The sequence below is a fragment of the Actinopolymorpha sp. NPDC004070 genome, from assembly GCF_040610475.1.
Classification (GTDB): Bacteria; Actinomycetota; Actinomycetes; order Propionibacteriales; family Actinopolymorphaceae; genus Actinopolymorpha.
This window is the reverse complement of the sequence record NZ_JBEXMJ010000006.1, coordinates 207,103-224,761: the sequence shown is the minus strand read 5'-3', so window position 1 is coordinate 224,761 and position 17,659 is coordinate 207,103. Positions and strand designations below refer to the sequence as shown.

Genomic DNA, 17,659 nt, shown 5'->3' with positions numbered 1-17,659 from the left:
CACGCATGCCGCGTCTCGTCGACGTTGCCGAGGTGGCGCAGGTGTCCGTCGCCACGGTGTCCAGGGCCCTCAACAACAGTCGTACGGTCGATCCGGTGCTGGCCGACCGAGTGCGCACCGCTGCCGCAGAACTCGGTTACCGGCCGAACGCGATCGCCCGGAATCTTCGGCGACGTGGCACGCGGGTGTGGGCACTGGTCATCACCAACATCAGCAACCCCTTCTACACAGCTCTCGCCCGTGGAGTGGAGGATGCCGCATCCGAACTCGGCTTCTCCGTCCTGCTGTGCAACACCGAGGAAGACGAGGCCCGCGAACGCCGCTACCTCGACGTGGCCGCGCAGGAACGCGTGGCCGGCGCGGTGGTCGTCCCCCGCGCGATCGACTCGGAGGTCTCCGGCCTGGTCGACGCCGGAATCCCGGTGGTGGTGGTCGATCGCCGGCTCGACGGAGGTGGGGACTTCGTGACCGCGACGTCCTTCGAGGGGGCGGTCGACGCCACCGAACACCTCCTGGGTGAGCGGTGGCGTCGGCCGGCGTGCATCAGCAGGCCGGCCGACACGCCGACCGCCGAGCAACGGCGACAGGGATACCAGGCCGTGGTCGATCGGCATGGGCTCACGTCGATCGTGTCTCAGATTCCCTTTCACGACCCTGCGGACGCAGGCGTCGCGATCGTCGACGCGCTGTTGGCCGGGCAGGATCCACCCGACGCGTTCCTGACCGTCGACTCGATGCTGGCGCTGGTCGTACTCCACGCGCTGCGTCGACGGCGACTGCGGACCGGTCACGACGTCGGACTGATCAGCTTCGACGACGCCGCCTGGGCCCGTGTGGTCGAGCCTCCTCTGTCGGTGGTGGCACAGCCTGCGTACGAGATGGGAGTGGCGGCCGCACGTCTGCTGTCGGAGCGGATCCGCGAGGGCTTCGACGAGAGGGGACCGCGGACTGTGACCATGAGCACCACTCTGATCGTGCGTGGTAGCTCCCGACGCCCGCGTGAACCCCGCAGCTGACCCGGCCTGTTCTGCAGAGACCGGGATCTGGCTGGGCGAGTCAGGCGAGAACGAACAGTCCGACGCAGGTGCCCACCAGGAGAAGGTAGGTCTTTCTGCGTCCCATCGTTGATCCAGCATGTCACACGCCGCCGCCCTTTCGGAACAAGCCGGCGCACACTCGCCCACCATCGGCCGGATGCGCCGCCGAAGCGTTCCGTTTGCCCGCGGCCAGGCACATACTGGCCCGGTTTGCGACGACAGGGGGCTCATGGACGCTGACCGTTCGTCAGAGGACGCGGGGAACGACGGCTTCCGCGGACGACTCGCCGAGAATCTGCGGCTCGGCCGGCTGGCGGTCGCGCTGGCCTGGCGGGCGAGTCCGAAGGCGCTCCTCGGCACGGTGGTGCTGTTGTGTGGTCAGGCCGCGGCGACGCCGGCGCAACTCCTGCTTGCCCGTGAGGTCGTCAACGCCGTCGCGCGGGCCACCCCGGCGGCGCACCTCGGCGGGTCCGAGAGTGCGGTGCCCCTGGTGGGCTGGATCGCCGCGATGGCGGCGGCGCTGGCACTCGGCACGCTGCTCGAACCCTTCTCGCGTACGTGCCAGAGCCTGGTCGGTGATCGGCTGGTCGGTCACGTCACCGGTGAGCTCGTCCGGGCTGCCAACCGCTGGCAGGGTCTGGCGAGGTTCGAGGATCCGGGCTTCGCCGACGACCTGGAACGCGTGAGCAGCCAGGCGGCCCGGTCCGGTCTGGAGGTGATGGCCTACGGCACCCGTGCGGTGATGACGGTCGCCTCCCTGGTGGCGTTGTGCGTGCCACTGGTCCGGCTGCATCCCCTCGTGCCGGTTGTGCTGGTCGCGGCGTGTGTTCCCCTGCTGGCGCGGCAGTTCGAGTTCCAGATGACCACGGGCAGCAGGCTCTACGCGCTGACGCCGCAGGCCCGGACGCTCACCTACAGCAGGGATGTCGTGGTGAGCACGGACGTGGCCGGTGACGTCCGGTTGTTCGGACTGGGCGGGTTCTTCCGGCGCCGCTACGACGAGGCGTTCGCCGGCTCGGTCGGCGAGCTCGACCGGTTGCGGTGGCGGCTCACTCTGCCGGTGTGCCTGAGCGGCGGGCTCGCCGCGGCTGCCGTCGGCGCGGTGTTCGGCTACGCCACCTGGCAGGTGGCGACCGGACGGGGGAGCGTCGGCGACCTGGTGCTCTACGGCGGTACGTCGGCCGCCGTGCTGTCCACGGCCACCTCGCTGGGCTTCTATATCGGCTTCCTGCCGATGGTGTTCGCGTTCCTGCCCAGCCTGGACCGGGTGCTGAACGCGCCGCCCGACCTGCCGGAGCCACTCGATCCGTTGCCGGCGCCACGGCCGATCCGGACCGGAATCGTCTTCGAGGACGTGCATTTCAGCTATCGGGGCAGGGACGAACCGGTGCTGGCCGGGCTCTCCCTGCACCTGCGGCCGGGGGAGAGCTGCGCACTGGTCGGGCCGAACGGTTCGGGCAAGACGACCATCGTCAAGCTGTTGTTGCGGATGTACGACCCGACCGCCGGGCGCATCCTGCTGGACGGCCGCGACCTGCGCGACTACGACCTGACCGACCTGCGCCGCGAACTGGGTGTGCTGTTCCAGGACTTCGTGCGGTACGAGTTCACCGCCGCGGACAACATCGGCTTCGGCGACCTCGGCGCCCTCGGCGCCCTCGGTGCCCTCGACCGGCGCGAGGACCGCGCCCGGTTGCTGGCCGCCGCCGAACGCGCGGGCGCCGCCGACCTGCTGGACCGCCTGCCGGACGGACTCGACACCGTGGTGGGCGTGCGCTTCGGCGGCCGCGAACTGTCCGGAGGGGAGTGGCAGAAGCTCGCCCTGGCGCGTGCGTTCGCCCGTGACTGCCAGGTGCTCGTGCTGGACGAGCCGACCGCGTCCCTGGACACCCGGACCGAGTACGACATCTTCCAGCGCTTCGCACAGCTGACGAAAGGGCGAACCTCCGTGCTGGTGAGCCACCGGTTCTCCACCGTACGGATGGCCGACCGGATCGTGGTGCTTGCGGCGGGACGCGTGATCGAGGACGGAACGCACGAGGAGCTGATGGCGGCGGGAGGGGAGTACGCCCGGATGTACCGCACCCAGGCAGCGCAGTATCTCGACGACCTCGACGACCTCGACGACCTCGACGACGTCGACGACCTCGAGATCCCCACTGGGGAAGGAAGGTGGGGCCCGTGCGGAGGCTGATGAACCACGCTCGGTCCACCGCCGTGCTGTACGCGCGCGGCGCTCGTCTGGCCTACGCACGCCGCCCGGCGCTGGCCGTGGCCACGCTCGCACTGCTGGCCACCACCAGCCTGCTGCCCGTCCTGCAGCCCTGGCTGCTCGGCGGGCTCGTCGACCGGCTGGGCGGTGACGACCGGAGCGGCGGACGGCCCGCCGCGATCGCCCTGCTCGCCGTCGGCTACGTCCTGACGCTGGTGCTGCCCGCGCTGCTCACGCCCGTGCGCCAGTCCCTCGACTCCTCCCTGGACGCCCACGCGCTCGGCGCGGTGGACCGGCACGTCCTGGCCGCGGGCGCCCGGCTGGTCGACCTCACCAGGATCGAACGACCGGCCTTCCACGACGAAGCCCGGCGGGCCACCTCCTCGGCGAGCTGGGTCTCGCGGTTCGCGGTCCTCACCCAGAGCGCCGCGGGTCAGGGAATGACGGTGCTCGGGCTGCTCCTGCTCGTCGCCGGCCTGTCGCCGTGGGTCGCCGCGGCGCTGGCGGTGACCGTCGTACCCCACCTGGTGGCGTACCGGCGCATGCATCGGCAGCAGTTCCAGACCATGGCCGACCAGTCCCGCGCGGCGCGGGAGATGGACTACTGCGTTCGTCTCACCACGTCCGCCGAGGGGGCCAAGGAGGTCCGGGTGTTCGGGCTCGGCGGGTGGTTTCTGCACCGTTACCAGCGGCTGTTCGCGTCGGCGTACTCCGAGGTGCGCCGGCTGCGACTGCGCCACCTCCTCGGCTCCGCCGGGTTCGGGCTGTTGCACGCGTGCGCGCTGGGCGGCGGGTTCTGGTATGTCGCGCACCAGGCCGGTGCCGGCCGGCTCGCCGTCGGCGACGTCGCGCTGTACGTCAACGCCGTGGTGGCGCTGGAGGCGGGACTGTTCGGCCTTTCCATGACGCTCGGCATGGTGTTCGAGCTGGGGCTCTACCTGCGACAGCTGTTCGCGTTCACCGACGACGCGGCGCCGGGCATCGAGCTCCCGCCGGCCGGCGCCGGACTGCCCGCCCCGTCCCGGCACCGGCAGCGCGTGGAGTTCACCGACGTCACGTTCGAGTATCCGAACGCGCCGGCCGGGAGCAAGCCCGTCCTGCGCGGTGTCAATGCCGTCCTGCCCGCCGGAACGGTGACCGCGGTGGTGGGCGACAACGGCGCGGGCAAGAGCACGCTGGTGAAACTGCTCACCCGGATGTACGACCCGACCGACGGGCAGGTCCTGCTCGATGGGCACCCGCTGTCCGCGTACGACCTCACCTCCCTGCGCGCCGCGACCGGTGGGGTCTTCCAGGACTTCGCCCGGTTCGCGCTCACCGCCGGTGAGAACATCGCGGTCGGAGCCGGGGACAGGGCGGTCACGTCCGACGAGGTACGCCGCGCGGCGCGGGCGGCCGGAGCCGACGCGGTGGTCTCGTCCCTGCCCGACGGCTACGACACCCCGCTCGTCCGGACTTTCGACGGCGGGGTCGACCTGTCCGGCGGGCAGTGGCAGAAGCTCGCGACCGCACGTGGTCTGCTGCGGGACGCGGCCCTGGTGGTGCTGGACGAGCCGACCGCCGCACTCGACGTGGACGCCGAGCGCCGGTTGTTCGACACCTTCCGTACGCTGCTGGCCGGGCGGACCGGCGTGCTCGTCAGTCACCGCTTCTCCACGGTCCGGATGGCAGACCAGATCCTCGTCCTCGAGAACGGCGTCGTGGTGGAGGCCGGCAGCCACGCCGAGCTGCTGTCACTCGGTGGGAGGTACGCCGCGATGTTCGAGATGCAGGCAGAGCGCTACCGCTGACCGCGTGACGGGCGGGGTAGCCCGGACGGTGGCCTGCGAGAAAGTAGCTCGGACAGACCGAAGCGGTGGCGGGTGTTCCGATTCGGCAGGGTATGAGTAGTATCGTCCGGCGATGATTCGAATTCGCGGCGACGAACAAGCCGGCTACCACACCATGGTGACCTGCGACGAGTGCCAGACCAGCATGGTGTTCCGGCCGGACGACCACGGGCTGTGGGTCGGGTCTCCCCGCCAGGTGCGGATGTACCTCACCGACCACAAGGGCTGGGTCTGGGATCACGCCTCCGACTCGTTCTACTGCCCCCAGCACTTCCACTGAGCGTTTCCGAACGTCTCACCTCCGCCCGTTACGGTGGTCGCCAGCACGTCCCGCGGCCGCGTGGGCGTGTCGTCGCGTGCGTCCGGGAGGTCATGGGTGGGGACCGACGATCCGGTCGAGGCGGTCGAACGCGAGCTCGCGGTGTTGTTGCGCCGCGCCCGGTCGACCTCGGGCACCATCGCCCGTGAGCTGCATCCCGACCTCGGTGCCGCGGCGTACGGCATCCTGTTCAACCTCCAGCAGACCGGTGGCGCCCGGACGACCGACATCGCCGCGTTCTTCGGCGTGGGCAAGCCGACCATCAGCCGCCAGGTCGGGTTGCTGGAACGCCTCGGCTTCGTCGAACGCGTCGAGGATCCCGGCGACCGCCGGGCAGTGACGTTACGGCTCACCGACGAAGGGTCGGCGCGGCTGGTCGAGGCCCAGGAGGCCCGCAGGGCGCGGTTGCGCGCGTCCCTGGACTCCTGGCCACGCGAGGATCTGGAGACACTCGGCCGGCTGTTGCACCGGTTCAACGACCAACAGGTCTAGGTCTTACTCCGCGCAAGCACGCCTTGCGCTGAGTAAGGCGCGGTTGACAGTGAGCAACGCCGCGTTGACGGGACGCCTCCACCCGGGGCCGGTCAGCCGGCAGGCGTCATCCGGTCGGGTCGCTGGACCGCAGGTCGGCGGCGACATGGAACCGTTCGAGCACCACCGGAGTGGAGTCGCTCACGGTGAAGTCGGGGTCACCGAACGCCTCGCGGGCCTGCTCGCTGTGCCAGAAGTCCTCGTGGTCGGCCCGCCAGGCCTCGACGGTGGTGTGACCCTCGCCCTCGTCGGCGGCGTGGTCCTCGTCCACGTCCTCCAGTGGTACCACCTGGACGTCGGTCGTCTCGATCACCGCCACCGGGCGGTCCGCGGAGTCGATCACCACCGACCGGTCACCGATCGCCGGCAGCGGCTCGCGTGCGCGCTCGTACTCCACGAGCAGGCTGGTGGTCGTGGTCTTCGTGCCGGCAAGGATCGCCGCGACCAGCCGGTCGCGCAGCGGTCCGGGGAAGGCGAAGGCGGCGCGGGGGAGGCCCGAGGGGTCCACCGGCTCGTGAGGCGCGGCCTGGTCGGTCGTCACGTGTAAGGACCCTACGACTCCGGCGCGCGGACCGGAAGCCGACGGTTCGGGCGACCGGAACAACAGTTACCCCAAGATGGTTGCTTAGGGCAGCTAATAGGCATATAGTTGCCCGGGGCAACGATGGGGGTGAACATGGATGTGACCCGCACCCAGCTCGAGGAGCTCATCCGAGCGATCCATGACGTGGTACTCATTCGCAAGGACATCTCCCGGCTGGCGGCGAGCACGCGCTGCCACTTCGGCGCGCTCGGCGTCCTCGCGACGCTGGCATCCTCCGGTGACGCCAGGGTCAGCCAACTCGCCGAGACGTTGATGGTCGACGTGTCGGTCGCCAGCCGGCAGCTCGCCCAGCTGGAGTCGCACGGATACGTCGGACGCAAGGCCGACCCCGCCGACGGCAGGGCGCACCTGGTCTTCGTCACCGACGACGGGCGGCGGCAGCTGGAGTCCGTCCGGTCGGGCGTGGTCGACCACTTCGAGTCCGCGCTGCACGAGTGGGAGGGCGAGGACGTCGCCATCCTGACCTCGCAGCTGCGCCGGCTTCGGGCCGACCTCGGCCTGAGCCGCCCCGAGCCTCCGCCCGACACGCCGCCTCCGCCCGACACGCCGCCTCCGCCCGACACGCCGCCGGCGGTCGGCCCGCGGACCACGGCCGCAAGCCCGGACGAGTCCAGGGCACCCACCGACCAGGCATCCGGCACGGACACCGAGGTCCGCGTCGGGCCCGATCACCCGAACCACCAGCAGCACCGCACAGGAGTTGAAGCCCTCTCATGACGACCCAGACCGCTCCGGCAGCTGCTCCGGCAGCCCCCGCGTCCGAGGGGATGACGCACCGGCAGGTTCTGGAGGCGTTGTCCGGCCTCCTACTCGGCATGCTCGTCACGATCCTGTCCTCGACCGTGGTCTCCACGGCGCTGCCGCGCATCGTCAGCGAGCTCGGCGGCAGCCAGTCCGCGTTCACCTGGGTCGTCACCGCATCCCTGCTGGCGATGACGATCAGTACGCCGATCTGGGGCAAGCTCGCGGACCTGTTCAGCCGCAAGCTTCTGGTGCAGATCGCGCTGGTCGTGTTCGTCGTCGGCTCCGCGCTGGCCGGCCTGTCCCAGAACGTCGGCGAGCTGATCGGCCTGCGGGTCCTGCAGGGCCTGGGCGCCGGTGGCCTCACCGCGCTCTCGCAGGTCATCCTGGCCGACATCATCAGCCCCCGTGACCGCGGCCGCTACATGGGTTACCTCGGCGCGACCATGGCTGTGGGCACCGTGGCCGGACCGCTTCTCGGTGGTGTCCTCACCGACTCCCCGCTGGGCTGGCGTTCGACGTTCTACGTGGGTGTGCCGTTCGCCGTGATCGCCCTCGCCGTCCTGCAGAAGACGCTGCACCTGCCGCGGATCCGCCGCGAGGTCAGCATCGACTACGTGGGAGCGATCCTGCTCAGCGCCGGCGTGGCGACCCTGCTGATCTGGGTCACGCTGGCCGGCAACCAGTTCGACTGGGCCTCCACGACCACCGCGCTCATGGTGGGTGGCGCAATCGTCGTCCTCGTCCTCGCCATCGTGGCCGAGCACCGGGCGAAGGAACCCATCCTGCCGTTGTGGCTCTTCCGCAACCGCACCTTCGTGTTCGCGGTCATCGCCAGCGTCGCGGTCGGTGTGACGATGTTCGGTACGTCGGTGTTCCTCAGCCAGTACATGCAGATCGCCCGGGGCAAGTCGCCCACGGTCGCCGGTCTGATCAGCATCCCGATGGCGGTCGGCAGCCTCGTCGCCGGCACTGTGATCGGTCAGATCATCACCCGCACCGGCCGGTGGAAGCGCTGGATGGTGCTCGGTGGCGTACTCCTGATCGCCGGTTCGGTGGCGATGGGCACGATCGACTACCACACCAGCTTCACCCGGATCGGCGGCTCGCTGCTGCTCCTCGGTCTGGGCGTGGGAATGGTGATGCAGAACCTCGTCCTCGCCGTCCAGAACACCATCTCCATCAGGGAGATGGGCGCGGCCAGCGCGGGCGTGGCGTTCTTCCGGAGCATGGGCGGTGCGATCGGTGTGGCCGCGCTCGGTGCCGTCCTCGCTCACCAGGTGACCACCGACATCGCCTCGGGCCTGGCGCGGCTCGGTATCAAGTCGGCTCCAGGAGGCAACGCGGTGCCGGAGGTGTCGAAGCTGCCGCCGCCGGTGCGCGAACTCGTGGAGAAGGCGTACGGCCAGGGTGTCGCCGACATCTTCATGGTGGCGGCCCCGATCGCGGTGATCGCGCTGATCGCAATCCTGTGCATCAAGGAGATCCCGCTCGGCACCAAGAGCGGCATCCAGCAGACCCTGGAGGCCGAGCGGCTCGCCGCCCAGGGGGCACAGGGTGCCGAGGGTGAGCAGGCCGCGCAGGGTACGCAGGTGGTGTCCGAGCAGGTGCCCACCCCCGTCTCGGTGGACGGGCGGCTGGAGCCGGTCGGCATCCGCAACGGCAACGGCCACCCGGCCGCCGTGGGAGCCGGCCTCGCGGCCGACGCCGCGGACTGGGCCGGCATGGACGCCGACGGCGCGGGCGGCAAGACCGTGTCCGACCGGGACCTGGACGCCCTCGTCGGAGTGGGCGGTCCGAGCCGGCAGTGGCAGGCCAACGGCGCCCACCGGCTGGAGAACGGCCGACCCGAGAACGGCCGGCCCGAGAACGGCCGGCCCGAGAACGGCCGACCCGAGAACGGCCGACCCGGTTCGTCCGTACGACCCGCCTTCCCGCCCGCTCACCTGGCCCGCTCGCCCGAGGGAAGCGAGGCCGGGTACGGCCGGGACAGCGGCAACGGCGGCACCGGTGACAACGGGTTCGGTGGTGGCGGGTACGGCAACGGCGGTTCCGGCGGCGACTTCGGCGGCGGCGACCGGCCGGCCGGGCAGTCCGCCGCGGTGGTGGGCGTCGTCCGGCGCTCGGACGGAACCCCCGTCGCCAACGCGGCCCTGACGCTGATCAACCTCGGCGGCCACCAGGTCGGGCGTACGTCCAGTGGTTCCGACGGCCGGTACCAGCTGCCGGCCGACCCGGGCGGAACGTACGTCCTGATCGCGTCGGCGCCGGCCAGCGAGCCGCGCGCCTCCACGGTCTCGGTCGGCCAGACCCCGGTCACCGTCGACGTCGAACTGTCCGGTGTCAGCGGCCTCGTCGGCGAGGTGCGCTCGGCCGAGGACGGGCTCCCGGTCGCCGAGGCGGTCGCGGTGCTCACCGACGCACGCGGTGAAGTGGTCGCCTCCCGCGTGGCGGGTGCTGACGGCGGCTTCCGGTTCGACGACGTGGGCGCCGCGTCGTACACGCTGGCGGTGCGGGCCGAGGGATTCCAGCCGGTGGCGCTGCCGGTCAGTGTCGCCGAGCTCGGCGAGACCCGGCGCGACGTCGAGCTCGTCGCCAAGGCCGCCCTGCGGGGGATGGCCCGCGACCGGTACGGCCGGCCGCTGCGCGACGCGCGGGTCACCCTGATCGACGCGAACGGCGACGTCGTACGCAGCGTCTTCACCGACGACGACGGCGGCTACGCTCTCGACGACCTCGCGGCCGGCGACTACACCGTCGTGGCCACCGGCTACCCGGCGGTGACCAGCTCGGTGCGGCTCGGCGGCGGGGACGTCGGCGCGCACGACGTCGAGCTGGGCCACCCGGAGGTGTGAGGAGCCGCATGCCAACCCAATCGGAGGACCGCTCCGTGCTCACCGCCGACCTGCGTACGCCCGACGGCTGGCCGGTGCCCCACGGCGTCGTCACGGTGACCGACCTGCGAGGCCAACAGGTGGCCCGGGCCGAGGCGGACGGCCAGGGTGCCGTCGTCACCGGGCCGCTGGCGGCCGGCACCTACACCGCCATCGTCACCGCGCCCGGGCACACCCCGGCCGCACGGACCGTCGTCGTCGGCGGCAGCGGCGCCACGCTCGGTGTGGTGACGCTGCCGCGGACCGGCGGCATGCCGCTGCCGGCGGAGGGGCCGTGGGTGATCGACCCGGACCACTCCAACATCGAGGCGACCGCCCGGCACCTGGGCTTCTCCAGCGTGAAGGGGCGGTTCACCCGGTTCGCCGGCCGGATCTACGTCGCCCGGCCGATCGAGGAGTCCGAGGTCCGCGCCCTGATCTCCGCCGACAGCATCGAGACCGGCAACAAGATGCGCGACGACCACCTGCGTACGGCCGACTTCCTGGACGTCGCGCGCCATCCCACGATCGAGTTCCGCAGCGGGCGGCTGTCCGCGACCGGCGAGAACCGCTGGACGATGGACGGCACGCTCACCATCAACGCGATCGCCCGGCCGGTGAGCCTGGACCTGCGCTACCTCGGTGCCGGACCGGACACCTTCGGCGGGGTGCGCGCCGGCTTCTGGGCCACGACCGACCTGAAGCGGGACGACTTCGCGATCAGCTACAACCAGCTGGTGCGGGCCGGCGTCGCCGCGGTCGGCGCGACGATCCGGGTGGAGCTGAACATCCAGGCCGTGCAGGGCGAGGAACTCCCCTCCCTCTGACCGGTTCGTCGTTCCGACCAGCCCGTCGTTCGAACCAGCTCGTCGTTCTCGCCGGTTCGTCGTTCCGACCAGCTCGTCCTTCTGCTCGGCGCCGCCCGCGCGTCCGCAACCGGACGCGCGGGCCGGCCGACGCACCCCTGTCGACCTGCCGCGGTACGCCGTCTTCCCGATAGCGTCGTCGGGTCGGTCCGCGCTTCGTTCCTGACGGCTCGCCTGTCAGGAGCGCGGACGGACCGACTCGACGACGAACATCTGCGGAAAGGCGTGGCGTGAGCGGTAATTCGGGTCTCGTGAGTGGCCTCGGCGATCTGGCGCACCTGTCCGGTGCGGTCACCCGGTCGATCAGCGCGGAGAACCCCACCGGAGAGAAGGGGCGTGGCGGCGCGGCGACCGAAGGTACGGGTGCCAGGGCGGCCCGCGACCTCGGCCTGGGCTGGAAGGTCTCGCCCTCGATCCGGATCGGGGCGGGGGAGACGGCGACTCTCGCCGACATCGACGGGCCCGGTGCGATCCAGCACATCTGGCTCACCACGCACGTGTCGAACTGGCGCCGGCTGCTGCTGCGCTTCTACTGGGACGACGACACCCGCCCGGCCGTCGAGGTGCCGGTGGGTGACTTCTTCGGCCAGGGCTGGGGGAAGTTCGCCCAGCTGAGCTCGATGCCGGTGGCGGTCAACCCCAACGGCGGCTTCAACTCGTACTGGACGATGCCGTTCCTGCGCAACGCGCGGGTCAGCCTGGAGAACCTCGCCGACGAGGACGTGATCGTCTACTACCAGGTGGACTACACGCTCACCGAGGTCGGCGCCCAGGGCGACGATGGCGGCGGAGTCGCGTACTTCCACTCGCAGTGGCGGCGGAGCAACCCGCTTGCCAGCAAGGACGTGCACACCATCCTGGACGGCGTGACGGGTGCCGGCCACTACGTCGGCACCTACCTCGCCTGGGGCGTCAACAGCGTCGGCTGGTGGGGCGAGGGTGAGCTGAAGTTCTTCCTGGACGGGGACGAGGAGTTCCCGACGATCTGTGGCACCGGCACCGAGGACTACTTCGGCGGGGCGTGGAACTTCGACGTCCCCGGGCAGGGTTACACGGCGTTCTCGACTCCGTTCCTCGGCCTGCACCAGATCATCGCGCCGGACGGGTTGTACCAGAGCCAGCAGCGGTTCGGGATGTACCGCTGGCACGTCCTCGACCCGATCCGCTTCGCCTCCGACCTGAAGGTGACGGTGCAGGCACTGGGCTGGCGTTCGGGCGGGCGGTACCTCCCGCTGCAGGACGACATCGCCTCGACCGCGTTCTGGTACTCCGGGGAAACCTCGCACACCGGCCCCGCGACCCCAGACCTGGACGCCCTCGAAATCCTCTGACCCACGCTGCCATCTCGACGAGCTGGGGAGACTTACGGGGCCTATGGCACCCGTAAGTCTCCCCAGCTCGTGTTTTCTGAGTCGCCGCACCGCCGGCAGGCCCTGAGCCTTCCCCGCCATCCCCGCTGGCGCAGGACGAGGGCCACCTGTTCGGCGACGCCACAGGGCCGGCCGATCGTCTCCGCCCAGCCGTACCGCAACGTCCAGTACCCGCTCTCGGCCGCGAGGTTGTCCCGCCGCCGGTCACGGAACGCACCGTCACCGACGTGGCCGAGTCGCCCGTCGAGTTCCACGACGAGGAGGTACTCGTCGTAGCGGACGTCCATCCACTGGCTGATCGAATTCGTTCGCCGATGGGCTTGCCGGGTGCCGCGAGGCAGTCCGTGTGCGCGTTCGACCGAACGCAGATAGGCCAGTTCGAGCGGCGACTGAGCGCCCGTTCCGACCTCGGCGAGCATCGTCCGAAGAGACGCGCGCCACGGAGTGTTGGGACGGGCCGCGAGCGCTGCGCGGAGCCGAGCCGGTGTCGTCAGCCGACGCTGGCAGGCGCTGCACACCAGGGCGACGATGTCGGGAAACCGTTCCGTCGTGGCCGCCAGGTCGAGCACAGTGTCTTCGACGCGCGTACGAGGGGGAACCCGAGTCGGGTGACGGATCGCCGCCACCCGCGTGGAGTAATGGAGGCACAGTCCGGGCTGGGGCCGTACGCGGCGCTCCTTCGGAACGGTGACGTCGACCGGCGCGTTCGCGACGACCGGCCCGTCGAGCAGGCCCCAAAGCTCGGCGGCGGTGCCATGACTCAACAGCGCGTCCGTACCCGCGTACAGCAGCGCCGCCCACCGGCTGCTCGGTCGCTGCGCCGGCCCGCCATGGGTGAGGTAGACACGGGGAAACAGCCGTTGCCATCTGCCGGATTCCACCCGGGCACGGACCTGGTCGGGGGTCATGCCGCACCCGCGCACCTGCTCCAGGAGAACTACCCCGGCCTGCTTCTCGATCGTTTCAAGGAGCAACTGCGGGAGCGGGGTGGGCATGGGTGACGGTCCCACAATTCGGCCTTCCGACCCCGGACGGCCTGTGGACGACGAGCCGGGCACGCGAGCTGGGGAGACTCACGGGGCCTATAGCACCCGTAAGTCTCCCCAGCTCGGCCCGCTTGCTCGGCGGTCAGGCGCGGCGGCGGGTACGGGTGTCGTTCTCCTCGGCCCTGGCCCGGGCGGAGGCGGCCAGCGCGGCGGTGAAGTCCTCGGTTTCCTGCAGGTGCTCGTCCATCAGCGCCCCGGCCGACCGGCGTGCCTTCCGGCGTACGGCACTCATGATCTTGGCGTGGTAGTCGATCGCGCGCTCGGCGAGTTCGGCGTTCTCCTCGACCGTGCGCCGGCGTACCGAACGCAGCGCGCCGTCGACGGAGTGGAACAGCGTCAGCGCGAAGGCGTTCCCGGCCGCCCGCAGCAGCGCGTCGTGGAAGTCGACGTCGGCGGAGCTGAACGCGTCGAGGTCCTGCACCGCCCAGGCCTCGCGCATGGTGGCCACCGCGGCCTCCATCCGGTCAAGGTCCTCGTCGGTACGCCGGACCGCGGCGAGCTCGGCGATCCCTCGCTCGACGATGCGGCGCAGCTCGGTCAGCTCGTGCGCGAGTTCGTACCCCGACTCCAGCAGCGCCCGCGCGTTGAGCACCGTGCTGTCGAACGGCGCCCAGGTGTCGGGCTGGTTCACGAACGTCCCGCGCCCCTGCTGGACCCGCAGCACGCCCCGCTGGCGGAGGTCCTTGATGGCCTCGCGCAGGGTCAGCCGGCTGACGCCGGCGCGTTCGGCGAGGACCGGCTCGGGCGGGAGCCGGCTGTCGGGTGGGTAGACGCCCGCGACGATCTCGTCCAGCAGGCGTTCGGCCAGCTGGTCGGCGAGCCCGGACCGGCTGACACCGGTGACCGCGCCGGCACCTCGTACGGCCTCGCCGTCGCCGGGTCCGCGCCCGTCGCGGCCGGTCGGGACGTGGGCCGGCTTCCTCGGTCGTGGTTTCCGGTCGGTCATGTCCGCCGTGCCTCCTCAGGTGATCGCCAAGGTGACCACCATCGGACAGGTTGGTGGGTCGACTGCCGTCCAACCCTATGGCACCTGCCTGACGTCGCCTCCCGAACACGCCCTACGGCGGTCCGCAGCCGTTGTGGACCGGGTACGATTCCCGACATTGAAACATCAGATGACTTGGAAGGTGACACAAGTGACGCCCGTGACGCCCGCCACCGACCAGCCCGCGCTCGCCGAGTCCACCCTGCGGCTGCACGAGACCGACAACGTCGTGATCGCGATGGGCGACCTCGCGCCCGGCAGCTACGCGCTGCCCACCGGCGGGTCCCTTCAGGTCACCGACGCTGTGCCGCGCGGTCACAAGCTCGCCGTGGCGCCGGTCGCCCCGGGTGAGCCGGTCCGCAAGTACGGCCAGGTCATCGGATTCGCCAGCGAGCCCATCGTGCCCGGGCAGCACGTGCACACGCACAACACGGCGTTCCAGATGTTCGAGCGGGAGTACGACTTCGGCGTCGACGCCCGGCCCACCGAGTACGTACCCGAGAACGCCCGGGCGACGTTCCAGGGCATCGTCCGGCCCGACGGCCGGGTGGCCACCCGCAACTACATCGGCATCCTCACCACGGTCAACTGCTCGGCCACCGCGGCGAAGCTGATCGCCGAGCGGTTCAAGTACGACGTGCTCGACGAGTTCCCGAACGTCGACGGCGTGGTCTCCCTCACCCACAGCACCGGCTGCGGCATGGCCGGTCCGGGCAGCGAGGGCTTCGAGGTGCTCCGGCGTACGCTCACCGGCTACGCCAACCACCCGAACTTCGCCGGCTTCCTCGTCCTCGGGCTCGGCTGCGAGGTCAACCAGGTCGCCGGCCTGGTCGAGCACTGGAACATCCCGGATCACAAGATCACCGTGCCGATGACCATTCAGGAGCTCGGCGGCACCCGCAAGACCGTGGCCGAGGGCATCGCCCGGATCAAGGACATGCTGCCCGACGTCAACGGCGTGACCCGGCAGACCGTGCCCGCCAGTGAGCTGATCCTGGCGATGGAGTGCGGTGGCTCCGACGGCTACTCCGGCATCACCGCCAACCCCGCGCTCGGTGCGGCCGCCGACCTGCTGGTCGCCCACGGGGGCACCGCGGTCTTCGGGGAGACGCCGGAGATCTACGGCGCCGAGCACCTGCTTGCCCGCCGCGCAGTCAGCCGCGAGGTGGGGGAGAAGCTGATCCGCCGGATCCACTGGTGGGAGGACTACACCGCCAAGCACTCCGGTTCGATGGACAACAACCCCTCGCCGGGCAACAAGGCGGGAGGCCTCACCACGATCCTGGAGAAGTCCCTCGGCGCCGCGGCCAAGGGCGGGACGACCAACCTGGCCGACGTCGTGGAGTTCGCCGAGCAGATCACCGCGAAGGGTCTGGTCTTCATGGACACCCCCGGCTACGACCCGGTGAACGCGACCGGCATGGTCGCGGGTGGCTCGCAGGTGCTGTGCTTCACCACCGGCCGCGGGTCGGCGTTCGGGTGCAAGCCCACTCCGTCGATGAAGCTCGCCACCAACTCCGACGTCTACCAGCGGATGACCGACGACATGGACATCAACTGCGGCGTGGTCGCCGACGGGGAGGCGTCCGTCGCCGAGGTCGGCAAGCAGATCTTCGACCGGGTGCTGGCCACGGCGTCGGGTGAGAAGACCAAGAGCGAGGAGCTCGGCTACGGCGACGAGGAGTTCGTGCCGTGGCAGCTCGGCGCGGTGATGTGAGCCGGTACGCCCGACCCGAAGCGCGACCCGAAGCGCGACCCGAAGCGCGAATCCAGGGAGGAACGCCGTGAGCGACGCCACCAGCCCGACCGGGCTCGGCCCCTTCGAACGCGTACGCGAGCTCGGTCCGCGGGCACCGCTGCCGCGGCTGATCCCGGTCCGCCAGCACTACGACGTACCGGCCGAGCAGGACGTGGCCGCCGCGACGGCCCGGGAGCTGGAGGCGCTGCGGGCGCGGATCCGGCCGGGGATGAGTGTCGCGGTCACCGCCGGCAGCCGGGGCATCCACGACCTGGCGACGGTGGTCCGGGCGGCGTGTGACTGGCTGCGGGCGGCCGGGGCCGAGCCGTTCGTCGTACCGGCGATGGGGTCCCACGGCGGCGCGACCGCGGAGGGTCAGGTCGCCGTCCTCGCGTCATACGGCGTGACCGAGGAGACGATGGGCGTCCCGATCCGGGCGACCATGGACACCATCGAGCTCGGCCGGGTGCCCGACGGCCCGATGGTCCACCTCGACGCCAACGCCGCCCAGGCCGACGGGATCCTGCTGGTCAACCGGATCAAGCCACACACCGACTTCCACGGCGAGATCGAGTCCGGGCTGGGCAAGATCGCCGCCATCGGCCTGGGCAAGCAGCGCGGCGCCGAGGGCATCCACGTGTACGGCTCTACCGGCCTGGCGCGCTGGATTCCCACGGTGGGCCGGCACATCGTCGAGACCGGCCGCGTACTCGGCGGCATCGGGATCGTCGAGAACGCCCACGAGCGGACCGCCCGGATCGCGTTCGTCGAACCCGACGGCATCGCCGGCCCGGCCGAGACCGCACTGCTCGCCGAGGCCGGCCGGCTGCTGGGCCGGCTGCCGTTCGACGATCTGGACGTGCTGGTGGTCGACGAGCTCGGCAAGGACAAGTCCGGCTCCGGCATGGACACCAACGTCATCGGCCGGATGTGGATCGCCGGCGTCGACGAACCCGAGCGTCCCCGCGTCACCAACATCACCGTGCACGGGATCAGCAAGGCGTCGTACGGCAACGCGGTGGGCGTGGGGCTGGCCGACTTCGTGCCGTTCCGGGTGCTGGAGGACATCGACCTGCACGCGCTCTACGTGAACGCCATGACGTCGGGGATCGGCGGCGTGCGCCGGGCGAAGCTGCCGATCGCGCTGCCCACCGACGAGGCCGCGGTGGCCGCCGCGATCCTGATGTGCGGGCGGCCCGATCCGGAGAACGTCCGGCTGGTCCGGGTGCACGACACCCTGGACACGGTGCACCTGCTGGTCGCGGAGAGCCTGCGCGCGGAGGTGGAGGCGCAGTCGCAGCTGGAGATCGTCGGGGAGCCGGTGCCGTTCGACTGTACGCCGGACGGCGCGTTGCCGACCTGGCCGCCGGTCGAGGGCTGACCATCGGGTGCCTTCGGGTGTCACCAGGGGCCTCCAACTGGCTCCGAATGTCCGGAGACGCTGAACCGTCCGGGCCCCCGTCGCGTGTCGTGGGGGAACGTGGGAGAACCTCGCCCAGTAGACGCTC

The 17,659-nt window shown here is 70.9% G+C and carries 14 protein-coding genes; 11 read left to right on the top strand and 3 right to left on the bottom strand.

Translation table 11 applies throughout. The annotated features are described in order from the left end of the window. The first annotated feature begins 5 nt into the window (after positions 1-5). The 5 genes from ABZV93_RS13570 to ABZV93_RS13550 all read left to right on the top strand — a co-directional run bounded on the left by ABZV93_RS13570 (position 6) and on the right by ABZV93_RS13550 (position 5,889). Positions 6-1,016, top strand: coding sequence for a LacI family DNA-binding transcriptional regulator (locus tag ABZV93_RS13570; RefSeq protein ID WP_354934525.1), 1,011 nt, complete (start codon positions 6-8; stop codon positions 1,014-1,016). Positions 1,017-1,266: 250 nt separating this feature from the next. Further along, the gene (locus ABZV93_RS13565; RefSeq protein ID WP_354934522.1) at positions 1,267-3,231 is read left to right on the top strand and encodes an ABC transporter ATP-binding protein; all 1,965 of its coding nucleotides are present in this window, start codon (positions 1,267-1,269) and stop codon (positions 3,229-3,231) included. Next, positions 3,231-5,039, top strand: a complete 1,809-nt coding sequence (locus ABZV93_RS13560) for an ABC transporter ATP-binding protein (RefSeq protein ID WP_354934519.1) — start codon at positions 3,231-3,233, stop codon at positions 5,037-5,039. The genes ABZV93_RS13565 and ABZV93_RS13560 overlap by 1 nt, the downstream gene beginning before the upstream one ends. A gap of 112 nt (positions 5,040-5,151) precedes the next feature. Continuing rightward, entirely contained in the window at positions 5,152-5,358 is a 207-nt protein-coding gene (locus tag ABZV93_RS13555) for a hypothetical protein (RefSeq protein ID WP_354934516.1), read from the top strand. 96 nt (positions 5,359-5,454) lie between these two features. Then, positions 5,455-5,889: a MarR family transcriptional regulator gene (locus tag ABZV93_RS13550; RefSeq protein WP_354934513.1), complete on the top strand. Its 435-nt coding sequence runs from the start codon at positions 5,455-5,457 to the stop codon at positions 5,887-5,889. A 106-nt stretch (positions 5,890-5,995) separates the two neighbouring features. Here ABZV93_RS13550 and ABZV93_RS13545 read toward each other — a convergent pair whose 3' ends face one another. Then, positions 5,996-6,469, bottom strand: coding sequence for an ASCH domain-containing protein (locus ABZV93_RS13545; protein ID WP_354934510.1), 474 nt, complete (start codon positions 6,467-6,469; stop codon positions 5,996-5,998). A gap of 135 nt (positions 6,470-6,604) precedes the next feature. Between ABZV93_RS13545 and ABZV93_RS13540 the strand changes: the two genes are divergently transcribed. From ABZV93_RS13540 to ABZV93_RS13525, 4 genes are all read left to right on the top strand, one after another. After that, positions 6,605-7,249, top strand: a complete 645-nt coding sequence (locus ABZV93_RS13540; RefSeq protein ID WP_354934507.1) for a MarR family winged helix-turn-helix transcriptional regulator — start codon at positions 6,605-6,607, stop codon at positions 7,247-7,249. After that, on the top strand, positions 7,246-10,128 hold the full coding sequence (locus ABZV93_RS13535; RefSeq protein WP_354934504.1) for an MFS transporter: 2,883 nt from the start codon (positions 7,246-7,248) through the stop codon (positions 10,126-10,128). Before ABZV93_RS13540 ends, ABZV93_RS13535 begins: the two co-directional genes overlap by 4 nt. A gap of 8 nt (positions 10,129-10,136) precedes the next feature. Beyond that, positions 10,137-10,973, top strand: a complete 837-nt coding sequence (locus ABZV93_RS13530) for a YceI family protein (RefSeq protein WP_354934501.1) — start codon at positions 10,137-10,139, stop codon at positions 10,971-10,973. 269 nt (positions 10,974-11,242) lie between these two features. Continuing rightward, entirely contained in the window at positions 11,243-12,343 is a 1,101-nt protein-coding gene (locus ABZV93_RS13525; protein WP_354934498.1) for a glycoside hydrolase family 172 protein, read from the top strand. A gap of 41 nt (positions 12,344-12,384) precedes the next feature. On the opposite strand, the gene ABZV93_RS13520 is transcribed toward ABZV93_RS13525, so the two are convergent. Next, on the bottom strand, positions 12,385-13,377 hold the full coding sequence (locus ABZV93_RS13520) for a type IV toxin-antitoxin system AbiEi family antitoxin domain-containing protein (protein WP_354934495.1): 993 nt from the start codon (positions 13,375-13,377) through the stop codon (positions 12,385-12,387). A gap of 133 nt (positions 13,378-13,510) precedes the next feature. Next, positions 13,511-14,374 (bottom strand): FadR/GntR family transcriptional regulator, encoded by an 864-nt coding sequence (locus tag ABZV93_RS13515; protein WP_354934492.1) that lies wholly within the window; start codon positions 14,372-14,374, stop codon positions 13,511-13,513. A 190-nt stretch (positions 14,375-14,564) separates the two neighbouring features. On the opposite strand from ABZV93_RS13515, the gene ABZV93_RS13510 reads away from it, so the two are divergent. Next, positions 14,565-16,130: an altronate dehydratase family protein gene (locus ABZV93_RS13510; protein ID WP_354934489.1), complete on the top strand. Its 1,566-nt coding sequence runs from the start codon at positions 14,565-14,567 to the stop codon at positions 16,128-16,130. Positions 16,131-16,197: 67 nt separating this feature from the next. Next, entirely contained in the window at positions 16,198-17,532 is a 1,335-nt protein-coding gene (locus tag ABZV93_RS13505) for a DUF2088 domain-containing protein (RefSeq protein ID WP_354934486.1), read from the top strand. Positions 17,533-17,659: the final 127 nt, after the last annotated feature.